This is a genomic window from Faecalispora jeddahensis (assembly GCF_000577335.1).
Lineage (GTDB): Bacteria > Bacillota > Clostridia > Oscillospirales > Acutalibacteraceae > Faecalispora > Faecalispora jeddahensis.
The window spans coordinates 71,212-94,171 of sequence record NZ_CBYL010000006.1 but is presented as its reverse complement, the minus strand read 5'-3'; the positions used below and the strand labels follow the sequence as shown (position 1 = coordinate 94,171).

The window sequence follows — 22,960 nt, the reverse complement described above, 5'->3', positions numbered from 1 at the left end:
CTATGCCGCCATGGGCTGGGATTCTGTTCCTTTTTGATATAGGTGCAGCCTATTAATGTGACCAAAATATTATTAAACATACATGTATTTTAACCAAACATGAATAAAAAAGTTTTTTTTCATTAAAAAAGTGTTGACTTATTGCGGTGTGCAACGTATTCTTTATTAAACAAAGCATCTTAACCATATAAGATTAGTATGTTTTAATGCGGTGCTAAAGTAAAAAATCTGGAGTTGTGGAAGGAGGAGCAGCCATGATTGTCATAGAAAATATCCGCAAATCCTTTGCTGCCAAAGAGATTTTAAAAGGCATTAACCTGACGGTGGAGCAGGGCGATGTAGCGGTGATCATTGGGCCAAGCGGAACGGGAAAGACCACGCTGCTGCGCTGTATGAACGGTCTGGAAAAGGCCGATGAAGGAAATATTACGATCGATCAAGTCGAGTATGATTATAAAAAATCCTCGAAGAAACAGCTTCTGGCGCTGCGCAGAAAAACAGCCATGGTGTTTCAGCACTACAATCTGTTTAAAAACAAAACAGCTTTGGAAAACATCACGGAGGGTTTGATCACCGTACAGAAGATTCCCAAAGCGGATGCGATTTTAACGGCGAAGCAGCAGCTGAAAAGCGTTGGGCTGGAGGGAAAGGAAGATTCGTATCCCAACCAGCTTTCCGGCGGCCAGCAGCAGCGGGTCGGGATCGCCAGAGCCCTCGCCTTGAATCCCTCCGTCATCCTTTTCGATGAACCAACGTCTTCGCTCGACCCCGAGCTGGTGGGAGAAGTCCTTTCGGTGATGAAGCAGGTGGCAAGCAGGGGGATCACGATGGTGGTCGTCACTCACGAGATGAGCTTTGCCCAGACCATCGCCAACAAAGTGATCTTCATGGACGGCGGAAATATCGTGGAGCAGGGGCCTCCCCGGGAAGTTTTCCTTTCGCCTAAGGAAGCGGCAACAAAACGGTTCTTAGATTGTATCTATCAGCCTTTTGTTTATCAAATATAATGATCCGTTCTTTCAGGAACAAAAAACATGTGGTTTCCACACAAATCAGGAGGAGATTTTATGAAAACGAAACTATTTAGTTCTGTATTAGCGGCTGCGCTGTTTGCAGGGGTTCTGTCAGGCTGCGCATCCAATCAAAACACAGGCGCCAACGCGTCTGCTGCCCAAAGCGGCGCGGAGTCTTCCGCGGCACAGGTGAAAACCGTAAATGTAGCGCTGGAATCCGGCTCCAAGCCTCTGAGCTTTGAAAATGATAAGGGCGAGAAGGTCGGCTATGAGGTCGATGTGCTCAAAGCAGTGGATGAGCTGATCACCGACTATGATTTCAATATCGAACTGGTCGAGAGCGACGCTACCCAGATCGGTCTGGAGACCGGCAAATACGCGCTGATCGGCGGCGGCCTGTATAAGACCCCCGAAAGAGAGCAGAAATACCTGATCCCCAACGCGATCAACGGAGTCAGCCTGATCAACATTTATGTCAATGAAGACGACGATTCCATCAAGAGCCTTGATGATCTGGTAGGCAAAAAGCTGGTTCCTTCCACTCCCAACGGCGGCATTTTCAACCTGCTGACCGCTTATAACCAAGAGCACCCCGACAAGCAGATCACGATTACCACCGGCGACGGCATTTCTGTTGCAGACCGTTTCAAGTCTGTCAGCGACAAGGAATATGACGCTCTGGTGCTGCCCAACAATCTGGGCTTTGCAGAGATCAAGGAAGAGCTGGGCCTGAAGGTCAAGGCCGTTACCCCTCCCGTAAAGATCAACGGTACTTATTTCGCCCTGGCCAAGGATCAGACCGATCTGTCCGCAAAGGTGGAGCAGGCGCTGAAGACCCTGCGTGAAAACGGCACTCTGTCAAAGCTGTCCGAAACCTGGTATGGAGAAGATACCATCAAATACTTTACCGAATAACAAAGTTCAAACCGGAAAGGAGTGACACCTGCAGCCATGGGAATTGATTTTTCTTATGTTCTGAAAATCATTGACCGAATCAGCGGAGCAATCCCTTATACTCTGTTCATTATTGTGATTTCGGGCAGCTTTGGGATTTTGCTGGCGGCGGGTATCGCTGCGGTTCGTATCAAAAAATGGAAGGTGCTTTCTCCGCTGGCCAATATTTATGTATCCTTCTTTCGCAGCACACCTCCCCTGATCCACATTTTTCTGGTCTATTACGGGCTGCCGCTGATCCTGCGGGAATTCGGCATCAATGCCGACGACTGGAGCAAGACCCTTTACGTCTCTCTGGCCCTCATCCTGTTCAACGGTGCCTACATGTCGGAATATCTGCGTCCGGCCTATCTGGCGGTGGAGCGGGGGCAGCACGACGCAGCAGACAGTATCGGAATGACCGGCTTTACTAAGCTACGCAGGATTATTCTGCCCCAGATGCTGCCCATTGCGTGGCCCAATCTGGAGAACGCTTTCGTAGAGCTGGTCAAGGATACCTCTGTGCTGTTCGTGATCGGACTGACAGATATCATGGGAATGGCAAAGAAGATTATTTCCAACGATTACGGCGTGAAAAAGCTGGAGGTGTACCTGGCTGCGGCCGTCATTTACTGGTGCATCACATTTGCGGTAAGCAAGCTCTGCCAGTTGTTCGAAAAGAAGATCACCATTGGCAATCAAACGGAAAAGCGGGTGGGGTAATGCTGAGCGGAACAGTCATTCTGGAAGATATGCGGTTTATCCTCACCGTGGTTCCCTTTACCTTGGGGACAGCGCTGATCGTTTTGATTTTCGGCATCCTGCTGGGCTTTGTGGTGGCGGCAGTTCGAATCCGCCAGATTCCGGTGGCGAAACAGATCGCCCGGGTCTTTATCGATTATACCAGGGGAATCCCGCTGGTCATTCATTTATATCTGGCGTATTTTATTTTGCCTATGGCGATAGACAGTATCTGCCGTATGCTCGGAATGGGGCAGGACGTCAAGGTTTCGCCTCTGGCCGTGCTGGTCGTGGCCTATGCCCTGTATATTTCGGTGGGGCAGTCGGAGAATATCCGCGGCGCGTTTTACTCCATCGACCCCGGACAATGGGACGCTGCCTATGCCAGCGGCATGACTGGGTTACAGGCGCTGTTTCGGATCATCGTGCCGCAGGGAGTCACGGTGGTGGTACCGGTATTTTTTAATACTTTTTTGGGCGTCATCAAGGGACTTTCCCTTGCTTTTACCATTGGTGTGGCAGATATTCTGTCCCAAGCGAAGCTGGCCTCAGCTCAAAACGCGCATTACCTGGAGGCTTATATCGCGGCGGCGCTGATCTATTGGGCGCTGTGCGGTTTGCTGGATGTGGTATTCAGCCGAATTGAGCTGGCATTTAAGAAATGGTAGGTGTATTATGGATAAGTTTGAGCGAATTCAGGCAGCGCTGAAAGGGCAGGAGGTGGATAAGATTCCGCTGAATGTCTGGATGCATTTTTCCGCTGTGGATCAGGACCCCAGAAGTCTGGCGGAAACCCAGGTCGCCTTTGCGCAGAAGTATGACTTTGATTTCATTAAGCTGATGCCCTTCGGGCTGTACGGCGTTCAGGATTACGGCGTAAAGGTGAAAATCTTTAACCGTGTGAACCTTCCGCCGATTGTGGATGACTACGGCATTCACCAAATCAGCGACTGGGAGGGGATCGAGCCGCTGCCGGCCATTTATGGCTCTTACGGCAAGCAGCTTCAGGCGGCCCGGCACACGATCCTTCTGGCGAAAAAACAATTCCCGGTGATCCAGACGATTTTCAGCCCCCTGACTACGGCCAGAAAGCTGGCCGGGGACCGGATTCTGCTGGATATGAAAGAGAATCCGCGTTTGTTCAAGCAGGCGCTGCAGGCTCTGACGGAAACCACCATTAACTTTGTAAAAGCCAACATTGAAGCGGGTGTAGACGGCTTTTTCTTCGCCACCCAATGCGCCAATTTTGATTTTCTGACCGAGGAGCAATACCGCGAATTCGGGGAATTCTACGACCGTCAGGTAATCGCCGCATATCAGGATGAAACCTTTTTCAATGTGGCGCACCTGCATGGCGACAACGGGATGTTCCAGCTGATCGCGGATTATCCCGTCAACTGCATCAACTGGCACGACCGGTGGAGCAGTCCGACTCTGGCGGAGGCACGGAAGATAACAGATAAGTGCCTGTTGGGCGGAATCCGCGAAACCCCCTATTATGATGAAAACGGAGAAAAAATCCGGGAAAGCATTCTGGTCTCCGGTTCTGTGGCCGATGTAGAGCAGCATGTGCAGGAGGCAATCGCCGCCGCCGGGGACAGGGGCCTGATCATCGGGCCGGGCTGCGTTGCAAACCAGGATCTGCCGGAAAAAAATCTGTATGCGCTCTGCCGGGCGGTCTACCGGGTAGCCGCGCTGGCAGGATAATTTAGAAAAAATGTTCCGCGTGAATCAACGCGGAACATTTTTTTGTTGATGTGGAAATTACCGGCTATGCCGGTGGAGGTTCCCCGTAAGCTTTCGCTTCCAGCATCGAGCGAAGCGCGCCCAGCCAAAACAGGGTGGTAAGGGCGTAAAAGTGCAGCAATCGAAGGGAGTGGCCTGTTTGCGGGCGGTGGGGCAAGTAATGCAAAAGGAAAGTAGTTTCTCATGCGTCTTAAGATGTTAGTCAGAAGAAGGCCCTTATAGGGACTGATTAAGCTGCCGGTTTAGCTGGTGATTATGACTTGCGCGGCCTTTTCGAATGCAGTCCGGAAATCCCGGCAAATCAATGCGGTTTGTATTTGATTTGCCGGGATTTTTTATGGTATACTGAAAAGCAATCGATCAGAAATTATCCGTCTTATCAACAGGCGGATGAAAAGAGCAAAAGAGAGCACGGCGTAATGGTACCGGCCTGTTTTTCGCCATTCGGGCAGTTTTGAGGATGCAGTTTTGTTTTTCGAATAAATATCGCAATACGGAATGGACTTTCCCCGTGAAAAATTCCTGCTTTCGTAAGCATTGCGGGGATCGATTGAGTTTGTCTGCACATTACCGGCAGTATGAATGGGAATGATGAATCATATCGATTTGATATAAGGAGCGCAGATATCATGTTGAAATGGCTGAACGATACGATAATGAGTTATGGCGCCGGCGAGACAACCGCACAAATCGCCTCCGTTATTGTCTTGGTGCTGATCATTTTTTGCAGTGCTTTGGTTTCGTATTTCATCGCGAAGAATATTGTTCTGCGAGTTCTGCGGGCGGTTATTTCCAAATCGAAAATGAAGTGGGGCGATATCCTGTTCGCCCACAGAGTGTTTGAACAGCTGACACTGGTTGTTCCTGCGCTTGTTGTCTATGTGATGGCGCCCTTCTTTCGGGATGGACAAGAGTGGCTTCAACGTGGGGCGTCGTGTCTGATTGTGATCGGGGTTGTAAATACCGCAAATCAGTTGTTAAACTCGTTCGACGACATTTACCAAAAAAGAGAGACCGCGCAAACCCGGCCGTTGAAGGGCTACTTTCAAGTGCTCAAAATTCTCGCTTATATGGTAGGGCTGATTATCATCATCAGCGTGCTGATGAACCGTTCGCCTCTTTTATTGCTTGGCGGCATCGGTGCTGCAAGTGCGGTTCTTCTGTTGGTGTTTCAAAATACGATTCTTGGCTTTGTGTCCAGTATTCAGCTGACAGAGAACGATATGGTGCGCCTGGGGGATTGGATTGAAAAGCCGGGGCAGGCGGACGGGCAGATTATCGAGATTTCACTGCATACGGTGAAGGTGAAGAATTGGGATAATACCGTCACAACGCTCCCTACTTATTCAATGGTCAACGAGCCGTTCAAAAACTGGCGCTACATGCAGGAATCCGGCGGCAGAAGACTGAAACGGGCCGTCAATATTGATATTACCAGTGTGCGCTTTTGCGACGATGAGATGCTGCAGCGTTACCGGCAAATCCCGTATGTCCGGGACTATATGGAATGGAAAGCCAGCGCGCCGCCCCCGCACGACGAATCCGATATTGCGGATTTGCCCGGCGTGCTCCGTGCAGACAGTCTGACCAATTTGGGAATATTCCGGGCATACCTGCAAGCCTATCTGAAGAATCATCCGGATCTGCGCCAGGACATGGCAATCATGGTTCGGCAGCTGGCCCCCACAGAGAATGGAGTGCCGATCGAGCTTTACGCTTTCACCGGCACAACCGTATGGGACAAATATGAATCCATACAGGCGGATATTTTTGACCATGTTTTTGCAATCGTTTCAGCATTTGATCTGAGGATAAAGCAGAATCCAGGGGGGAATGACCTCAAAGCGCTTGTCCAGTCAAAACCGGAACAATGAGATCGGCGACGCCTGTACGCCGGGGGTGTTGCGCCCGGCCTTCACGAACTGGTGATGAAGAAGGGGAGACAGGTGTTGAACGCACCGGCTTTGGCGGCGGCCGCCACACACCGGTGTGTCATAGGATAAAATTCTTGTATTCTGCGGGTGCGTTCGATATAATCAAAAGTAATATCATTACAGAAGGAAAGACACCATGGAGCAAGGGACTTTCACAGATCAGGTATATCAGGTTGTCGCAAGAATTCCCTATGGGCGGGTAGCCACCTATGGGCAAATCGCTTTTTTCATTGGAGCGCCGCGCAGCGCAAGGCAGGTTGGGAATGCTTTGAGCCATACCCCTTCCTTTTTGTCTTTGCCCTGCCACCGGGTGGTAAACCGTTTGGGCCGTACGGTGCCGGGGTGGACGGAGCAGCGCCGCCTGCTGGAAAGCGAAGGCGTTTCTTTTCGGGAAAACGGCATGGTAGATCTTGCGCGCAGCCTTTGGAGGCCGGAGGCATGATCATCATGCCGCTTTCAAAAGCTGATGATTTCTTTCCCCGCCGTAGGCAGCAAAAAATCAATGTACTTGTATCAGACGATTTCAATTGAAAAGAAAACTCATAAAAGAACAGGATGTGAAAAGATGTTTCCGGAGATGAGAAGAAAAGATCGTATCCTTTCCCCTGAAAACACAGAGCTGCTGCTTCAAAAGGGCGAATACGGTGTGCTGTCCACCATGGGGGAGGAATACCCTTACGGCGTTCCGGTCAGCTACGTGTATGAGAACGGGGCGGTTTATATTCACTGTGCCATCGTCGGCAGCAAGCTGGAGAATATCATCAGAAATCCAAAGGTTTCTTTCTGTGTTGTTGGTGCAACACAGGTTCTGCCGGGGGATTTTACCACGAACTACGAGAGTGCGGTTTTGTTTGGAAAGGCGGAAGAGGTCTTTGCGGAGGAAAAACAGCGGGCGATGGAGCTGCTGGTGCAGAAATATTCCCCCGAATTCATGCAAAAAGGGCTCGATTACATCAAAAATGCCGACAGCAGGGTAAAGGTCATCAAAATTACGGCGGATCATCTGACAGGGAAGAGCAGAAAATAATTAGACTGGCCCGCGGTCAAAAAGCGATCGGGCCCATGCTTCTTCTATTTAGTTTTAAAAATCTTTTGATTTGATTTTGAAAATTACATCTTGAAGTTGCTGTAAAAAAGTGGTAAACTGATTCATATTGAAAAAGATCATACCCAATGCCGTGGGTAATGAAAGGTAGGAAAGCCCAGTGGAGTATCAAATCATCGTAGACAGCTGTGTCGATTTTAACGAAGAGGTGTTTGGCGATCCCAATGAGATCAAGCGGATTCCGTTCCAGCTCTTGATAGACGACGAGGCGTTAACGGATGAAGGATTGGATTCCGACGAACTGATCCGGAAAATGAAAGCCAGCAAGCGTAAAATCACCACGGCCTGTCCGTCTCTGCATGATTATCTGGAGGCTTATAAGTCCTGCGCAGTCAATTATGTGGTTACGATTTCTTCCCGGCTGAGCGGTTCCTTTCAAAGCGCCATGGCTGCAAAGCAGATGCTGGAGGAATCCGGCAGCACCAGCAAGGTATATGTGATCGACAGCAAATCCGCTTCTGCAGGGCAAACCCTTGTGGTGCTGCAGCTCAAACGGATGCTGGAACAGCGGATGGAGAACAGCCAGATTCTTCTCAGGCTCAGCCACTACATTACCCATTTGCAGACGCTGTTTGTACCGGTGTCTTTGAATAACCTGGAAAAGAACGGCCGAATCAAAGGGATTCAGGTGATTGTAAGCAAGGTGCTTCATATCATCCCGATTCTCGGTTCCAACGGAGACGGCGTTCTGGAGCTTAAGGAGAAGGCCCGCGGGGAAAAGCAGGCGATGGAGAAGCTCCTGAATATCATTCGGCGTGATGCGGTCAATATGACGGAATCGGTTCTCGCGATCACCCACGTGGACGCCAGAGCAAAAGCGGAAGAGCTGTGCGAGAAAATCAAAAGCCTGTTTTCGTTCCGAGAGGTCATCATTTTTCAGGCCAGCGGCCTGAGTACGGTGTATGCCGACGACGGTGGGATTGTGCTTTCGTTTTAATTTTTATGATAAAATGAAAAGAGAACAGTGATATGAAGAAAAACGGAATTCTGAATGCACAGCTTTCTCAGGCAATTGCCGAAGCCAGGCATGGAGATACGATCATTATTCTTGATGCAGGAATGGCGGTGCCGCCTGGCTGCAATTACATTGATCTCGGGCTGGTACGCGGCATACCATCTTTTCTGGAAGTGCTGCGTGCTGTTCTGAATGATCTTGTGGCGGAGCAGTATGAAGTATTTGATTTAATGCCACAGTATAACCCCGATATGTACAAAACGATACAGGAGCTGCTGCCTAATATTCCGGGAGGGACCGCCAGTGAGCAGAAGATCAAGGAACTGATGCCGGCGGCCAAAGCTGTTATCCGCACCGGTGAGTTTGGAAGCTGCTGTAATCTGGTTCTTTATTCGGCATCCGGAATCAGTCGCTATGTAGAAAAGTTTCATGTTGAATTTTCAAGAGTAGCGGATTGATTTATGCGTGAAATCGCGGTATTCTACATTGATAATAAGACATTCAAAAAGACTCCGCTTTGAAAAGCGGAGTCTTTTTATGGTGTCAGTTCGATTGGAATGATGCGTTTAATCAAGGGATTGTTCCGGCTTTTTCTGATTTGCCTCATCGGTTTCTTTCCACTTCGCAAATCTCAGAATTACCCGGCAGATCAGCTCAACGACGTACATGAGAAGCACGAAGAGGAAAAGAGTTACTGAGAGTGTATTCCCGAAGAACAGAATCGAGACAGACTCTGCCGCGAAATAAGAAAGGAATACCCCCGCGAGATTGATTGCGAGATATAAAATCCGCCAGGGCAGAGTCAGGCAGATACTGTGGCCGCACAGGTCGCAGGGAACGCTGCGGAAAAACACACCGGGCATTCGGAAGCTATACCCTACATCATAACGATGGCTGCAAGAATTATTTTCATGATTCAATCAGGATCACTACCCATTTCTGAAATAAAATAGAACTGCCGGATACATAAGGCCCGTTTATGCGGATGGACGAATGGCCTGCTGCTTCACCTTGCGGAGAAAATACTCGAGAACCCGCGTATCATCCGTCAGTTCAGGATGAAAGGTCGTTACCAGAATTGTATCATTTTCTGCTGCGGTTATTTTTCCGTCATAGAAAGAAAGTGGAGTAACGCCTTTGCCCACGGATTCGATCAGAGGCGCGCGGATAAAGGTCATCGGGATTTTCCCAATGCCGCGGAATTCCTCCTGTGTGTAAAAGCTCCCAAGCTGCCGGCCGTAGGCGTTTCTTCTCACGGTCAGATCAATACCCCTTAGATACGAATTGGGTTCGTTTACAATCGTGTCGGCCAAAAGAATCAGCCCGGCGCACGTGCCCCATACGGGCATCTCCTTCTGAATCCGTTCTTGAATGGGGTCAAACAGCTCTGTCTGATGCAGCAGCTTTCCCACGACCGTGCTTTCCCCGCCAGGGAGAATCAGCGCGTCCAGCGAATCATCAAAATCTGCTTTTTTCCGGATTTCCACACAGGGGATACCGAGCTTGTTCAGTGCGGCAATATGCTCCGCGAAGCCGCCCTGCAATGCCAAAACTCCGATTTTCATATGCCGCGCTCCGCCATGAGCAGCTCGATTTCCTGCTCGTTGATTCCCACCATCGCTTCTCCCAGGTCTTCCGAAAGCTCTGCCAGAAGCACGGGGTCATTGTAGTTCGTCACCGCCTGCACGATGGCACGGGCTCTTTTGGCCGGATTGCCGGACTTGAAAATACCGGAGCCCACAAACACGCCCTCGGCGCCAAGCTGCATCATCAGCGCCGCGTCCGCGGGCGTTGCGATGCCGCCGGCCGCAAAGTTGACGACGGGCAGACGGCCGGTTTCAAAGACGCTGCGCACCAGCTCATAGGGTACCTGCAGCTCTTTTGCGGTGTGGAACAACTCATCCTCCCGGGTGTTCTGAATCTCGCGAATCTGCCGGTTGATCAAGCGCATGTGGCGTACCGCCTGCACAACGTCCCCGGTGCCGGGCTCGCCCTTTGTGCGGATCATAGAGGCCCCTTCGGCGATTCTGCGCAGCGCTTCTCCCAGATTCTTGGCGCCGCACACAAACGGAACGTCGAACTTGGTTTTGTCAATATGGTAAAGATCATCCGCAGGGGACAGCACTTCGCTTTCATCGATGTAGTCGATCTCGATCGCCTGCAAAATCTGCGCTTCTGCAAAATGCCCGATTCTTACCTTGGCCATAACCGGAATGCTGACAGCCTGCTGGATGCCCCTGATCATCTTAGGATCGCTCATTCTGGAAACACCGCCCGCCGCACGAATATCCGCGGGGATTCGTTCCAGCGCCATAACGGCGCAGGCTCCGGCTTCCTCGGCAATTTTCGCCTGCTCCGGTGTGGTTACGTCCATAATAACGCCGCCCTTGAGCATTTGGGCCAGGTTTTTGTTCAGTTCATATCTGTTACTCATTGAATCAGCCTCCCGTTTCGATTCCAGTAATGCCGCTTTCCAAAGCAAACCGCCGACGGAAAGCGCACCGATAATACTTGCATGTTTTTAAGGTTTGTTTTATTATAGAAGAGAATTGATCATATAAAAAGTGCCAGATATGGAAATTTTGATGGTATCAGATGGGGGCGAGCGATTTGAATGAAATTTCTCTGCGGCTGGAAAAACGGGCGGATGTTCCGCTGTTTCAGCAGCTGTATGATTTTTTTAAGCATGAGATCACCGGTGGAAATTATCTGAAAGATGAAAAGATGCCGTCGAAACGGCAGCTTTCCGCTTACCTGCATTGCAGCCAGAATACCGTTCAGGCGGCCTATAATCAGCTGGTGGCCGAAGGATACCTTGTTGCGCGGGAGAAAAGCGGATATTATGTCGCGGATTTGGGCGGGATTCTGCGTATGAATCAGGAACCGAAAAAAGAGATCGCCCCGCTGCGTGAGAGTGTCAGCTTCCGGTATGACTTTTCCCATCAGGGAGTCGATCACGACAGCTTTCCGTTTTCGATCTGGCGCAGACTCACCAAAGAGGTGATCAACGAGTACGACCGCGATCTGTTAACGGCGGGCGACCCCAAGGGCGATCCCGGCCTGCGCGAGAGCATTGCTCACTATCTGCATTATTCACGCGGCGTGAACTGCTGTGCGGATCAAATCGTCATCAGCTCGGGAACAGAATTTCTGCTCCTGCTCCTGATTCAGCTGTTCGATGCGGATTCTGCGTACGCCATTGAAAACCCGGGCTATGAAAAGCTCAATATGATCTTTAAAAGCAGCCGCGCGCTTTGCCGCCCGATCCCTCTGGATGAAAGCGGAATGCGGCCGGATGCGCTGAGCGAGAGCCAGGCGAATGTGGCCTGCATTACGCCGTCACATCAGTTCCCGACCGGCACCATTATGCCGGTCAGCCGCCGGATTCAGCTGTTGAACTGGGCAAATGAAAAGCCGGGCCGCTACCTGATCGAGGACGATTACGACAGTGAGTTCCGCTATTCCGGCAAGCCGATCCCGTCTTTGCAGGGGATGGACGAAACCGGCCGGGTGATTTATATGGGCGCCTTCTCCAAATCGCTTTCGCCCGCGCTGCGGGTCAGCTACATGGTGCTGCCGCGTCATCTGCTGGATGCATACCAGAAAAAGCTCAGTTTTTACATCTGTCCGGTACCGAAAATGGACCAGAAAACCCTGTGCCGCTTTATTGACGAGGGACATTTTGAGCGCCACCTGAACCGAATGCGCAATCTGTACCGACAAAAAAGAGAAACGATCGTTTCCGCGGTGCGCCGCCTGCTGCCGGAAGCCGAAATCAGGGGGGATTCCGCCGGGCTGCATTTTCTTCTGCGTGTCAACAACGGCTGGGATGAGCAAAAGCTGATTCAGGCGGCTTTTCAGCAGGGAGTGAAGGTGTACGGGGTATCGCAATACTATTTTGCCCCACCGCAAAACGGGTACGAGAGCATGCTCCTGTTGGGGTTCGCCTGCCTGAAAATCGAAGAAATTCCGGCTGCGGTGGCATTATTAAAACAGGCGTGGCAGGGTACAGAGCAGATTGTAAAGTAATTGCAGCAGCGAAATACACCTGAAAAATCTTCGCAGACGAAGTGCACAGGAAGGAAGATCACCTTATAACTTGATGCAGGTCATAAGGGCAATATCATACAAGAATTCCGCGGCGTTTTGTACTACACTGTTGATTACCGGTTCGCTTAAAAGACCTTGTTTGGAATAGTAATTTCTTCCCCACCAAAGCCCGGGGAGGAAATGAGCTGCCGGTTTTCAGTGGAAGGATGCGATCACATTCTGGGTGGTGATTTTTTGAAAAAAGAAATCAGGACGGTAAAATTTGATCCGGATTTAAAGATAGAGGCTTACTGCTTTCAGGGGATTATGCAGAAATTCCCCAACCATTTTCATGAGTATTATGTGCTTGGATTAATCGAAAGCGGCCAGCGATATCTGTCCTGTAAAAACAGGGAGTATACCATAGAGCCGGGCGATTTGCTGTTGTTTAATCCGCGGGACAATCATACCTGCGCGCAAATAGATGGAAAAGCTCTGGACTATCGTTGCCTGAATATTCAGACGGAAACGATGGGCAGGGCCGTATTAGAGATCACAGGGAAAGAGGAGCAGCCATATTTTACCTCGCAGGTGATTTTTCAAAGTGAGCTGGTTTCTTTGCTCAAAGAGCTTCATTTGATGATCATGCAGGAAGAACAGGATTTCAGAAAGGAAGAAATCTTCTTTTTCCTTTTAGAACAGCTTCTTACAGAGTATACAGAGCAGGACGTACCCTTCCCCAAAATCGAGCAAAGTGCAGAAACAAAAGCCATTTGTGAGTTTCTGGAGAAGAACTATATGAATAACATTACGCTGAATGATTTGAGCGATTTGACGGGCTTGAGTAAATATTATCTGCTGCGTTCCTTTACCAAGCAGAAAGGGATTACCCCGTACAGCTATTTGGAAACCATTCGTATTCATAAGGCAAAACAGCTTTTGGAGCAGGGCTTGCCGCTCATTGAGGTCGCCTTGCAAACTGGATTTGCAGACCAGAGCCACTTTTCTAATTTCTTTAAAAAGTATATTGGTCTTACACCGAAGCAGTATCGCAGTATTTTTTAGCTTTCGTATCGAAATGTTGTACGGAAAGGATTTTTCATGGATCAGGAAAAAAATATCAACGGACATATTCTGGCCGTTATCACCATTTTCATATGGGGAATGACCTTCATATCAACCAAGATTTTGCTCAACGTAATTACGCCGGTCGAAATCCTCTTTTTGAGGTTTACCATAGCAACGATCCTTCTTTTTGCTGTTTTTCCGCATCGACTGAGAGTCAGAGAGCGCAGGCAGGAGCTGTACTTTGCGGCTGCGGGGTTGTGTGGCGTTACATTATATTATCTTTTGGAGAATATTGCCCTTACTTATACGCTTGCCTCCAATGTGGGAGTAGTCATTTCCATCTCTCCCTTCTTCACAGCTATTTTTTCGCATTTATTTTTGCGCGGCAAAAGATGTAAATTGCAGTTTTTCATCGGTTTTCTCATTGCGCTGGTCGGAATTGTTTTGATCAGCTTGAATGGCAACTCTGTTTTACAGTTGAACCCATTGGGGGATCTGCTGGCTGTTTTAGCCGCCATTGTGTGGTCTGCGTATTCTGTCCTAACCAAACAAATCAGCAAATTTGGCTATCCCATGATTCCAACAACGCGCAGAATCTTTTTGTATGGGCTGGTATTTATGCTGCCCGCACTCTTTCTGTTTGGTTTTCAGCCTGAAATAAATCGGCTCCTTGAACCGGTCTATTTGTGTAACATTCTCTTTTTAAGTGTTGGCGCATCGGCTATGTGCTTTGTAACATGGAACTCGGCTGTGAAAAAATTGGGTGCGGTCAAAACAAGTGTTTATATTTATATGGTTCCGGTTATTACCGTTGTTGCCTCTATGATTGTACTGAAGGAAAAAATAACAGGGATTGCCGGGCTGGGAATTGTACTTACCTTGATTGGGCTGTTCCTTTCGGAAAACAAGTTTTCCCCTAAAAATAAATCGACGGGCAAAGAAGAATCGATCGATTTGATCCCGCTCGAAACGAAAAAAGAGCAACGCATTGCTAAATGATGGGGAATAAGTCCCGGTATCAGGTGCGGCGGCAGGCACAGAATATCAAATCCCAAAACATGGTGCTCCATTCTTCTTGTGCGGGAATGGAATAGGCAACAAGCTGCAAAGCGTGAGTCCAGTTTTCTATAAATAAAATGAGTGATCAAAAACAGGGCAAGGGATACCCGTCATGGGTATCCCTTGCTTTTGGTAAAGCCGAACGGAGCGGAAAAAATCTGCCGTTATTTTCTTCGGATAAAAAATGTCTTATAAATTTGAATCAAAATCAAAGGCATAAGCGATAGTCCGAAGATGATTCCGTATTGATTTCCAGTCAACGGCGCAATTTCAAAAAGAACCATGAGCGGCTGGAACGTCAAAACAGCAAGCAGCATCAGGGAACCGATGGCCACGGCAATCCAGATGAATTTGTTTGTCAGAATTCCCAGCCGAAACAGAGATTCTTTTCCCCTGGAGTTGAACCCGTGGAGAAGCCTTGAAAGACATAGGGTGGCAAACGCCATGGTGCGCGCTGTTTCCGCGCCGCCGGCAGAGAGGCCAACGTAGTATGCAAGCATGGTTCCGATCGCTATGAGGAGTCCCTCAAGCACGACTTCAACCGCAAAGCTTTTGTCCAGTATCGGCGTGTTTCGGTCTCTCGGCGTTTCCTTAATGATGGTTTCATTATGCGGTTCAAGCCCGATGGCGATAGCGGGAAGACTGTCTGTGACCAAGTTAATAAAAAGCAGGTGTACCGGCGCAAATGGATTCGGCAGCGCGCACAGCGAAGCATAAAGCACCGAAAGAATACCCGCCGTGTTTCCAGATAACAGAAATTTGATGGAATTCTTGATATTTCCGTAGATGCTTCTTCCGTTGGAAATCGCTCTGACGATGGTGGAGAAATTATCGTCCGTCAGCACCATCGCGGCTGCGTCTTTTGCAACCTCGGTGCCTGTAATTCCCATCGCAATTCCGATATCCGCCTGCTTTAAAGCCGGTGCGTCGTTCACTCCGTCGCCGGTCATCGCAACGACTTTTCCCTTCTCCTGCCATGCTCTCACGATCCGGATTTTATGCTCAGGCGATACTCTCGCGTAAACGGAGATGTCTTCCACTCTCTTTTTCAGCACTTCGTCCGTCATGCTTTCCAGTTCAAATCCTTCGATCGCTTCCGATTCGTCGTTTAATATTCCAATCTGTTTCGCGATGGCCGAGGCCGTTATCTTGTGGTCCCCGGTGATCATTACGGGCTTGATTCCCGCACTGATGCAGTCTGCCACGGCCTGTGCGGATTCTGCTCTTGGCGGGTCCATCATTGCGATGAGCCCAACAAATGTCAAGTCTTTTTCATCTTCCATCCAGAGTTCCCGCTCTTCCGGAAGCTCCTTGTAGGCAAAGGCAAGCACCCTCAGGCCGTTTCCCGAAAAATCCCTGTTGATTTTCTCGATCTCCTGCTTATGTTCCGCTGTAAGCTCCTGTATCCCGTCAGAGGTTTCCAGCCTTGCCGACCTTGAAAGCAGTACATCCAAAGCCCCTTTTGTGATCATGAGGGTTTTGCCTTCCAGTGTGTTTACGGTGCTCATCAGTTTCCGCTCAGAATCAAAGGGCAGCTCGGCGAATCTGGGGTATGCTTTTCGGATCAGCAATTCATCCAGATGATAGAGTTCGCCTAAATTCACAAGAGCGATTTCAGTCGGGTCACCAATTTCTTTTTTCTCAACCGTCACCGCGTCATTGCACAGCAGGGCCATCAATACCAGCTTCTTTTCCAGGTCCTGATCGGGGTCCAGCTTATCATGCTCCACCACCTTATCATCCACGAACACCTTTTGCACGGTCATTTTGTTCTGTGTCAGGGTTCCGGTTTTATCCGAGCAGATCACCGAGATGCTCCCAAGGCTTTCCACTGCCTGCAGCTTTCGGATGATCGCGTTGGCCTTTGCCATCTTCTGCGTTCCGAGCGCAAGCACGATCGTCACGATGGAACTCAGTGCCTCCGGGATCGCCGCAACCGCAAGGGAAACCGCAAACATAAAGGAATCTATGAACTCGCGGCCTCTGAATAGATCCAGCAAAAACACAAAAGCTGATACGACAAGGATCAGGAAAGCGAGCTTTTTCCCGAAATGATCCAGGCTTTCCTGAAGCGGCGTTTTCTTTTCTTTGGCGCTTTCCAGCAAATGAGCGATCTTTCCTATTTCGGTTTTCATTCCGATGTTGGTAACAAGTACAACAGCGCGGCCATAGGTAACAAAGCTGCCGGAAAAGACCATATTCTTTCTGTCGCCAATGGCAACATCCGCTTTGTCTATCACTTCCGTTGTTTTAACGACGCTTTCCGATTCGCCGGTAAGGGAGCTTTCATTGACCTGCAGGTTGTAAGATTCCAGAATTCTGCCGTCCGCACTCACGTAATCACCCGCATCAAGGTAGCAGATATCTCCCACCAGAAGCTCTCGGGATGGAATCTCCATCTTTTTTTCGCTTCTTAACACTTTGGCGGTAGGGGAGGAAAGAGCCTTCAGACTTTTTAAGGACTGCTCCGCCTTAATATGCTGCACGGTACCCAGTATCGCGTTGATGATTACTACCACCAGGATGACCAGTGTGCTTTCCAGTTTCCCCAGGAAAGCGGATATTGTCGCGGCCGCCAGTAATATGAGAACGAGAAAATCCTTAAATTGTTCAAAAAAAACCAGCACAGCGCTCTTGGAGACTGCTTCTTCCAGTTCATTATAGCCGAATTTTTCTCTTTGAATTTTTATTTTTACATCATGCAGGCCTCTGTCATCCACTTTTAGCAGATCCATGATCTGCTGCGGGCTTTTTCTATGAAAATCGTTCATTCATCATTCTCCTCGTATCATCATTTTCGGTAACCGAGAAGGCACCGAATCCAATCTCGTTGTTTACAGGCTGTATGGAAGGAATGGAATCGTACAGCGAGAGCGTACAGGAGGTGTTCTTTTCCGGGGAAGTGGTGAGAACATCACAATATTTCTGAATCGAACGCTGTTATATCACATCGTATCTCTGCCTTCTTTCCTCAAAAATAGAAATAAAAAAGACCCTACTGTTAGACACAAATCTAACAATAGAGTCTCACTAAACGAAACGCTGTCAAAGCCGGGATTTCTCCGAAATGACGACTTTGAGCCCCGTAAAATACGGGAAGCTACTCCCTCTAAATTATGATATTAGAAATATCATATCATTCCAATTGGGAAATTGTCAATAGTCGTTTTATGTTAATTCATTTCCTGCTTCTGTCCAGCAGACGATATTGCCTAAAAACAAAAAGCGGATGGAGTTCATAAAACAAAATCCGAACCCGGTGAAAGGGTTCGGATTTTGAACTGCATGAGAAGTTAGAGAATCAAAGAGATACATCAAACCACTCATCATTTTATAAGATAAATTGGAAATTAGATGCCAAAATGAATGATATACTTTCTATTTTCTTTTGCCTTGTTTATCAAAGTAATGAGAGGGATGAGTTCCTTTCTATTCTGGGACGTTAAAATCCTTATCAATACATCCATTGATTGAGGCGGAATAAGCGTAATTCCGTAATAGGCAAGGCCTTTCTCCGGTCTTTGCAGAGTATGCCAGTAGCAATCTAAATCTTGTAAATCAGTCATATTGGGTTGAATAAAATCATCATGAACCGTGATGCAATTGTATTTTTGAGGTTCATAAGTATCGAACCGTTCTTCAGGCGACGGTTCCTTTTGCATAATCCCAAACTCGTGCTTTGCCATTATCGTTGTACCTCCAAACTCCTATTCATTTGCTTATTCTATAAAAATATAATACTTATAGCTTATCACAAAATAAAAAAGAACAGATAAATTTCCTGTCGAAACTGATCTGTTCCACTGGTGGACCCGAAGAGGATCGGGTGGTGCAATTTTTACCCGCGTGCCGCGAGGCCCTCCGTTTTACCTGCAACTCAGACAGACTCACGTCTCTCCCGACTTGCGCTGAAGTTCGCCCCTTGTGACCCACCAAATTTAAGCAGCCCCCTCGAAAGGGGGCTGCTTAAATTTGGTGGACCCGAAGAGGATCGAACTCTCGACCTCCGCGTTGCGAACGCGGCGCTCTCCCAGCTGAGCTACGAGCCCATAACGTTGTAAAATCACGGCGAAAAACGCCGGTGAATTTCAACGCTGTTTATTATATCATGGGGTTTCCGTTTTTTCAAGAAGATTTTTCAAAAAGTGTTAATTATTTTTTTACCTTGGGTTCCGCCAGCTCCGATACCCCTGTTTTGCAAAAACCATTCATACAGCAAATCTCGCAGTGGGCCGTTCTCGCCTGGCATACAGCCCGGCCGTGCAGCACCAGCCGGTGGCAGAAGTCGTTGGATTCCTCCGGCGGCAGCACCGCGCGCAGATCTTTTTCCACCTGCAGGGGAACCTTGCTTTTTGTCAGGCCCAGCCGCCCCGCGATGCGGATGCAGTGCGTGTCGGTTACAACGGCGGGCTTGTGATAAATATCCCCAACCACCAGGTTTGCGGTTTTTCTCCCTACGCCCGGCAGCTTTGTCAGCTCCTCGACCGTGTCGGGAATCACGCCGTCGTACTCCTCCGCAAGCTTTTTGCACATGGCAAGAATGTCGCGCGCCTTTGTTTTATACAATCCGCAGGAACGAATCAGCTCTTCGATTTCCTCCACCTTGGCCTGTGTAAAAGCCTCCAGTGTGGGGAAACGGGCAAACAGGGCCGGCGTTACCAGGTTCACCCGCGCGTCGGTACACTGGGCCGAAAGGCGGGTCGAGATCAGAAGCTGGAGCGGATCGCGGTATTCCAGCGAACAGATGGCTTCCGGATATTCTTTTTTCAGCGCTTCTACGGCCAGTTTGGCCAGCTGTTTTTTTGTCATTTTGGCTCATCCTTTTTGCGGCAGTTTTCTTCATTCTAATACAAAACCCGACAAAAGGAAAGGTCATTTTATGGAAATGACCGGATTGCCTTTTGCTGAAATCGCGTGTATAATAAACAGTAAGAAAACACGAGAGAGGGTTGCCAATGTTCAGTGAAATGATGGATACCATCGGATTTGTTTCCCGCTTCGACAGTGAGGTTGGGGCTGCTATGGAGCAGGAGCTGGGACGCCAGCAAAGGAATCTGGAACTGATTGCTTCTGAAAACATGGTTTCCCCTGCGGTTCTGGCCGCAATGGGGAGCATCCTGACCAATAAATATGCCGAGGGTTACCCGGGCAAGCGTTACTACGGCGGATGCCAGTATGTGGACGTAGTGGAAGAGATCGCGCGGGAGCGTGCGTGCCGTCTGTTCGGCGCAGAGCACGCGAATGTGCAGCCCCACTCCGGCGCGCAGGCGAACCTGGCAGTGTATTTTGCGCTGCTTCAGCCCGGCGATACCGTAATGGGCATGAATCTGGCTGAGGGCGGGCACCTGACGCATGGCTCTCCCGTGAATATGTCCGGCAGCTACTACCATTTTGTTGCCTACGGCGTAGATGCCGAGACCCATCGCATTGATTATGACAAGCTGTATGAGCAGGCGATGGAAGTCAAGCCGAAAATGATCGTGGCGGGCGCTTCGGCATATCCCCGCGCGCTCGATTTTAAACGCTTCCGCGAAATCTGCGACGCGTGCGGCGCTTACCTGATGGTCGATATGGCTCATATTGCCGGTCTGGTCGCGGCTGGGCTGCACGCAAGCCCGGTCGAGTGGGCCGACGTTGTCACTACCACCACGCATAAAACCCTGCGCGGCCCGCGCGGCGGCATGATCCTGTGCAAAGAGAAATATGCCAAGGCGATCGATAAGGCGATCTTCCCGGGAACACAGGGCGGCCCGCTGATGCATATCATCGCGGCAAAGGCGGTTTGCTTTGGGGAAGCGCTCCAGCCCGAGTTCAAAGGATACCAGCAGCAGATCATCGACAACGCGCAGGCGCTGGCCAACGGCCTGACAAAGCGCGGCATCAAGCTGGTTTCCGGCGGAACGGACAATCACCTGATGCTCGTGGACCTGAGCGGCGAAGAGCTGACCGGCAAGGAGCTCGAGCACCGTTTGGACGAGGTGTATATCACCGCGAATAAGAATACGGTTCCGAACGAGCAGAGAAGCCCCTTTGTGACGAGCGGCCTGCGTCTTGGCACGCCTGCGGTTACCACCCGCGGCCTGAACACGCAGGATATGGATGAGGTTGCCGAGTGCATCGCAATGGCTGCGCAGAGCTTTGAAGGCAATCAGGATGCGATCCGCGCGAAGGTAGAGAGCATTTGCAGCCGTTATCCGCTGTACCGCTGATCCTGCTTTTAACTGTTATATTTGCATGAATGTGCGGCGCAGCCCGAATGCTGCGCCGCTTTTTTGAAAGGATGGATTCCAATTGTCAGTGCCTTTGGCGGAGCGCCTGCGTCCGCAGACGCTCGATGAGGTGGTGGGGCAGCGCCATTTGCTGGACCCGGACAGAGCCCTGCGCCGCATCATCGATTCCGGCGAGATCCCGAATATGATCTTCTATGGGCCGTCCGGTGTAGGGAAGACCACCGTCGCTTCGATCATCGCCCGCAGGACGCAGCGGAAGCTGGTGAAGATGAACGGCACAACCGCGTCCACGGCGGATATCCGCGCCGTGGTGGAGTCGCTCGGCACACTGGAAACACTTAACGGAGTGCTGCTGTATCTGGATGAAATTCAGTACTTTAATAAAAAGCAGCAGCAGACGCTGCTGGAATTCATCGAGAACGGGCAGATCACGCTGATTGCCTCCACGACGGAAAATCCGTATTTTTATGTGTATAACGCGATTTTAAGCCGCAGCACCGTGTTTGAGTTCAAAGCGGTGGATACCGAAGACATTCTGCACGCGGTGGAAAGAGCGTTTGCCCTGCTGGAGCAGGAGCGCGGGGAAACGATCACGCGCGTCGAGGGGGTAGACCTGCATATTGCCCAATCGTGCGGGGGCGATGTGCGCAAGGCGATGAACGCGGTGGAGCTGTGCACGCTTTCGGCCAGACGCGAGGCAGACGGCCTCCTGGTGGAGCTGGAAGCTGCGCGCGAGCTGACGCAGAAAAGCGCCGTGCGCTATGATAAAGACGGCGACGAGCATTACGATCTGCTTTCGGCATTCCAAAAGTCCATGCGCGGTTCCGACCCCAACGCCGCGGTGCATTACCTGGCAAGGCTGCTCGAGGCCGGCGACCTGCCGTCCGTGTGCCGCAGGCTGCTTGTCTGCGCTAATGAGGACGTCGGTCTTGCCTGGCCGCAGATCATTCCCATTACAAAGGCCGCGGTGGATACCGCTCTGCAGGTGGGCCTGCCGGAAGCGCGGATTCCGCTTGCGAACGCGGTGATTCTGGTTTGTATGGCGCCGAAATCCAACTCCGCTTATTTGGCGGTCGATGCGGCGCTCACCGATATTCGCGCGGGCAAATCCGGGTCGATTCCACGCCGTCTGCAAAATAAACACTTCGATGGAGCCGATCAGGCGAAGAAAGGGCAGTTTTATCTGTACCCCCACGATTACCCGGATCACTGGGTAGCGCAGCAATATTTGCCCGATCTTTTGAGCGGGGCGGAGTACTACACCCCGGGCCTGAATAAAAACGAGCAGGCGTTTCTGCAGTACTGGAAAAAAATCATGGAGAAAAAATAGAAATAAGCTCTTGTATCTTTGTCCGCTCAGTGCTATGATATATATAATTTTGGACTCAGGTATGATCCGTGGGGAGGGATACTGATTGGATAGTACTATTTTGACCACCTTGTCATACGGGATGTATGCCATTGGTGTAAAGGGTGAGAACGAACCGTCGGCATGTATTGTGAATACGGTGATTCAGGTTACGAATACGAATCCTCCCGTTATCGCTGTCAGTATGCATCACGATAATTACAGTCACGAATGTATCCGGGAGACCGGAATTTTTTCTGTTTCCGTTTTGTCGGAGGATACCCCCGGTACTGTAATCGGTGCGCTGGGCTTCAATTCCGGAAGAAATTCCAACAAGCTGAAAAACATCCGTCACCGTGTTTTGGCGGAAGGTGTCCCCGTGATCAAAGAAAATGCCTGCTGCTGGTTTTTGTGTAAGGTAGTCAGCCGGGTAGAAACCTCGACACATACGGTGTTTCTGGCTGAAGTGATTGCCGGCAGTGAAAAGGTGGTCGGTACGCCGATGACCTACACGTATTACCATCAGGCACTCAAGGGCTCCGCTCCCAAAAACGCGCCGACCTACCGTTCCGTTGCAGAAAGCAACACCGGTTCGGACGGCGGAAAGTTCATTTGCAAGATTTGCGGTTATATTTACAACGATCCCGATGTTCCGTTCGAAGATTTGCCGGAGGATTGGCTTTGCCCCATTTGTGCGGCCCCAAAATCCGCATTTATCAGAAAATAGAAGACCAGATAAGCTCAATCTGATATGCTTTGCATACCGGGTGGGCTTTTCTTTTGGCCCGTTTTCAACACT

General features: G+C 49.9%; 22 protein-coding genes and 1 tRNA gene. 16 read left to right on the top strand and 7 right to left on the bottom strand.

Annotated features, from left to right (window positions below; genetic code table 11):
• Positions 1-254: 254 nt before the first annotated feature.
• The 10 genes from TY09_RS04035 (at position 255) to rbsD (ending at position 8,885) form a co-directional block, all read left to right on the top strand.
• Positions 255-1,007 (top strand): amino acid ABC transporter ATP-binding protein, encoded by a 753-nt coding sequence (locus TY09_RS04035; RefSeq protein ID WP_042431412.1) that lies wholly within the window; start codon positions 255-257, stop codon positions 1,005-1,007.
• A gap of 60 nt (positions 1,008-1,067) precedes the next feature.
• A complete protein-coding gene (locus tag TY09_RS04030; protein ID WP_052335551.1) occupies positions 1,068-1,928 on the top strand; it encodes a transporter substrate-binding domain-containing protein in 861 nt (286 codons plus the stop codon).
• A gap of 36 nt (positions 1,929-1,964) precedes the next feature.
• Positions 1,965-2,669 carry an amino acid ABC transporter permease gene (locus TY09_RS04025; protein ID WP_042431410.1) on the top strand — a complete coding sequence of 235 codons (705 nt, stop codon included), beginning with the start codon at positions 1,965-1,967 and terminating at the stop codon, positions 2,667-2,669.
• Entirely contained in the window at positions 2,669-3,355 is a 687-nt protein-coding gene (locus tag TY09_RS04020; RefSeq protein ID WP_042431408.1) for an amino acid ABC transporter permease, read from the top strand. Before TY09_RS04025 ends, TY09_RS04020 begins: the two co-directional genes overlap by 1 nt.
• Positions 3,356-3,362: 7 nt before the next feature.
• Entirely contained in the window at positions 3,363-4,394 is a 1,032-nt protein-coding gene (locus TY09_RS04015) for a uroporphyrinogen decarboxylase family protein (protein ID WP_042431407.1), read from the top strand.
• 668 nt (positions 4,395-5,062) lie between these two features.
• Positions 5,063-6,307 (top strand): mechanosensitive ion channel family protein, encoded by a 1,245-nt coding sequence (locus tag TY09_RS04005; RefSeq protein ID WP_042431402.1) that lies wholly within the window; start codon positions 5,063-5,065, stop codon positions 6,305-6,307.
• 196 nt (positions 6,308-6,503) lie between these two features.
• A complete protein-coding gene (locus TY09_RS04000) occupies positions 6,504-6,809 on the top strand; it encodes an MGMT family protein (RefSeq protein ID WP_042431400.1) in 306 nt (101 codons plus the stop codon).
• A gap of 135 nt (positions 6,810-6,944) precedes the next feature.
• A complete protein-coding gene (locus TY09_RS03995) occupies positions 6,945-7,394 on the top strand; it encodes a pyridoxamine 5'-phosphate oxidase family protein (RefSeq protein WP_306568743.1) in 450 nt (149 codons plus the stop codon).
• 178 nt (positions 7,395-7,572) lie between these two features.
• Complete coding sequence (locus TY09_RS03990) at positions 7,573-8,409, top strand: DegV family protein (RefSeq protein WP_009065810.1); 837 nt, start codon at positions 7,573-7,575, stop codon at positions 8,407-8,409.
• 32 nt (positions 8,410-8,441) lie between these two features.
• Complete coding sequence (rbsD, locus tag TY09_RS03985; RefSeq protein WP_042431399.1) at positions 8,442-8,885, top strand: D-ribose pyranase; 444 nt, start codon at positions 8,442-8,444, stop codon at positions 8,883-8,885.
• A gap of 108 nt (positions 8,886-8,993) precedes the next feature.
• Here rbsD and TY09_RS03980 read toward each other — a convergent pair whose 3' ends face one another.
• The 3 genes from TY09_RS03980 to pdxS all read right to left on the bottom strand — a co-directional run bounded on the left by TY09_RS03980 (position 8,994) and on the right by pdxS (position 10,861).
• Positions 8,994-9,290 carry a hypothetical protein gene (locus TY09_RS03980; RefSeq protein ID WP_042431398.1) on the bottom strand — a complete coding sequence of 99 codons (297 nt, stop codon included), beginning with the start codon at positions 9,288-9,290 and terminating at the stop codon, positions 8,994-8,996.
• A gap of 114 nt (positions 9,291-9,404) precedes the next feature.
• The gene (pdxT, locus tag TY09_RS03975; protein ID WP_042431397.1) at positions 9,405-9,992 is read right to left on the bottom strand and encodes a pyridoxal 5'-phosphate synthase glutaminase subunit PdxT; all 588 of its coding nucleotides are present in this window, start codon (positions 9,990-9,992) and stop codon (positions 9,405-9,407) included.
• Positions 9,989-10,861: a pyridoxal 5'-phosphate synthase lyase subunit PdxS gene (gene pdxS / locus TY09_RS03970; protein ID WP_042431396.1), complete on the bottom strand. Its 873-nt coding sequence runs from the start codon at positions 10,859-10,861 to the stop codon at positions 9,989-9,991. The genes pdxT and pdxS overlap by 4 nt, the downstream gene beginning before the upstream one ends.
• 176 nt (positions 10,862-11,037) lie before the next feature.
• On the opposite strand from pdxS, the gene pdxR reads away from it, so the two are divergent.
• From pdxR to TY09_RS03955, 3 genes are all read left to right on the top strand, one after another.
• Positions 11,038-12,456: a MocR-like pyridoxine biosynthesis transcription factor PdxR gene (pdxR, locus tag TY09_RS03965; RefSeq protein ID WP_042431395.1), complete on the top strand. Its 1,419-nt coding sequence runs from the start codon at positions 11,038-11,040 to the stop codon at positions 12,454-12,456.
• A gap of 255 nt (positions 12,457-12,711) precedes the next feature.
• On the top strand, positions 12,712-13,521 hold the full coding sequence (locus tag TY09_RS03960; protein WP_035317230.1) for a helix-turn-helix domain-containing protein: 810 nt from the start codon (positions 12,712-12,714) through the stop codon (positions 13,519-13,521).
• A gap of 36 nt (positions 13,522-13,557) precedes the next feature.
• Positions 13,558-14,523: a DMT family transporter gene (locus TY09_RS03955; RefSeq protein ID WP_042431393.1), complete on the top strand. Its 966-nt coding sequence runs from the start codon at positions 13,558-13,560 to the stop codon at positions 14,521-14,523.
• A 224-nt stretch (positions 14,524-14,747) separates the two neighbouring features.
• Here the strand turns inward: TY09_RS03955 and TY09_RS03950 are convergent, their stop codons facing one another.
• The 4 genes from TY09_RS03950 to nth form a co-directional block, all read right to left on the bottom strand.
• Positions 14,748-17,354 carry a cation-translocating P-type ATPase gene (locus tag TY09_RS03950; protein WP_042431392.1) on the bottom strand — a complete coding sequence of 869 codons (2,607 nt, stop codon included), beginning with the start codon at positions 17,352-17,354 and terminating at the stop codon, positions 14,748-14,750.
• A 579-nt stretch (positions 17,355-17,933) separates the two neighbouring features.
• Entirely contained in the window at positions 17,934-18,269 is a 336-nt protein-coding gene (locus TY09_RS03945; RefSeq protein ID WP_042431391.1) for a hypothetical protein, read from the bottom strand.
• 287 nt (positions 18,270-18,556) lie between these two features.
• Positions 18,557-18,632: transfer RNA gene (locus TY09_RS03940), tRNA-Ala, on the bottom strand.
• Positions 18,633-18,735: 103 nt separating this feature from the next.
• Positions 18,736-19,392, bottom strand: coding sequence for an endonuclease III (gene nth, locus TY09_RS03935; protein ID WP_042431390.1), 657 nt, complete (start codon positions 19,390-19,392; stop codon positions 18,736-18,738).
• A gap of 146 nt (positions 19,393-19,538) precedes the next feature.
• Between nth and TY09_RS03930 the strand changes: the two genes are divergently transcribed.
• The 3 genes from TY09_RS03930 (at position 19,539) to TY09_RS03920 (ending at position 22,888) form a co-directional block, all read left to right on the top strand.
• A complete protein-coding gene (locus TY09_RS03930) occupies positions 19,539-20,792 on the top strand; it encodes a serine hydroxymethyltransferase (protein WP_042431388.1) in 1,254 nt (417 codons plus the stop codon).
• An 82-nt stretch (positions 20,793-20,874) separates the two neighbouring features.
• Positions 20,875-22,143, top strand: a complete 1,269-nt coding sequence (locus TY09_RS03925; RefSeq protein ID WP_187119576.1) for a replication-associated recombination protein A — start codon at positions 20,875-20,877, stop codon at positions 22,141-22,143.
• Between the two features lie 85 nt (positions 22,144-22,228).
• Entirely contained in the window at positions 22,229-22,888 is a 660-nt protein-coding gene (locus TY09_RS03920) for a flavin reductase (RefSeq protein WP_042431386.1), read from the top strand.
• The last annotated feature ends 72 nt before the right edge of the window (positions 22,889-22,960 follow it).

Bases quoted from the DNA above. Each gene is read 5' to 3' on its own strand.
- TY09_RS04035 (WP_042431412.1), top strand. From the start codon at position 255: ATGATTGTCATAGAAAATATCCGCAAATCCTTTGCTGCCAAAGAGATT.
- TY09_RS04030 (WP_052335551.1), top strand. From the start codon at position 1,068: ATGAAAACGAAACTATTTAGTTCTGTATTAGCGGCTGCGCTGTTTGCA.
- TY09_RS04025 (WP_042431410.1), top strand. From the start codon at position 1,965: ATGGGAATTGATTTTTCTTATGTTCTGAAAATCATTGACCGAATCAGC.
- TY09_RS04020 (WP_042431408.1), top strand. From the start codon at position 2,669: ATGCTGAGCGGAACAGTCATTCTGGAAGATATGCGGTTTATCCTCACC.
- TY09_RS04015 (WP_042431407.1), top strand. From the start codon at position 3,363: ATGGATAAGTTTGAGCGAATTCAGGCAGCGCTGAAAGGGCAGGAGGTG.
- TY09_RS04005 (WP_042431402.1), top strand. From the start codon at position 5,063: ATGTTGAAATGGCTGAACGATACGATAATGAGTTATGGCGCCGGCGAG.
- TY09_RS04000 (WP_042431400.1), top strand. From the start codon at position 6,504: ATGGAGCAAGGGACTTTCACAGATCAGGTATATCAGGTTGTCGCAAGA.
- TY09_RS03995 (WP_306568743.1), top strand. From the start codon at position 6,945: ATGAGAAGAAAAGATCGTATCCTTTCCCCTGAAAACACAGAGCTGCTG.
- rbsD (WP_042431399.1), top strand. From the start codon at position 8,442: ATGAAGAAAAACGGAATTCTGAATGCACAGCTTTCTCAGGCAATTGCC.
- TY09_RS03980 (WP_042431398.1), bottom strand. From the start codon at position 9,290: ATGCCCGGTGTGTTTTTCCGCAGCGTTCCCTGCGACCTGTGCGGCCAC.
- pdxT (WP_042431397.1), bottom strand. From the start codon at position 9,992: ATGAAAATCGGAGTTTTGGCATTGCAGGGCGGCTTCGCGGAGCATATT.
- pdxS (WP_042431396.1), bottom strand. From the start codon at position 10,861: ATGAGTAACAGATATGAACTGAACAAAAACCTGGCCCAAATGCTCAAG.
- TY09_RS03955 (WP_042431393.1), top strand. From the start codon at position 13,558: ATGGATCAGGAAAAAAATATCAACGGACATATTCTGGCCGTTATCACC.
- TY09_RS03950 (WP_042431392.1), bottom strand. From the start codon at position 17,354: ATGAACGATTTTCATAGAAAAAGCCCGCAGCAGATCATGGATCTGCTA.
- TY09_RS03945 (WP_042431391.1), bottom strand. From the start codon at position 18,269: ATGGCAAAGCACGAGTTTGGGATTATGCAAAAGGAACCGTCGCCTGAA.
- nth (WP_042431390.1), bottom strand. From the start codon at position 19,392: ATGACAAAAAAACAGCTGGCCAAACTGGCCGTAGAAGCGCTGAAAAAA.
- TY09_RS03930 (WP_042431388.1), top strand. From the start codon at position 19,539: ATGTTCAGTGAAATGATGGATACCATCGGATTTGTTTCCCGCTTCGAC.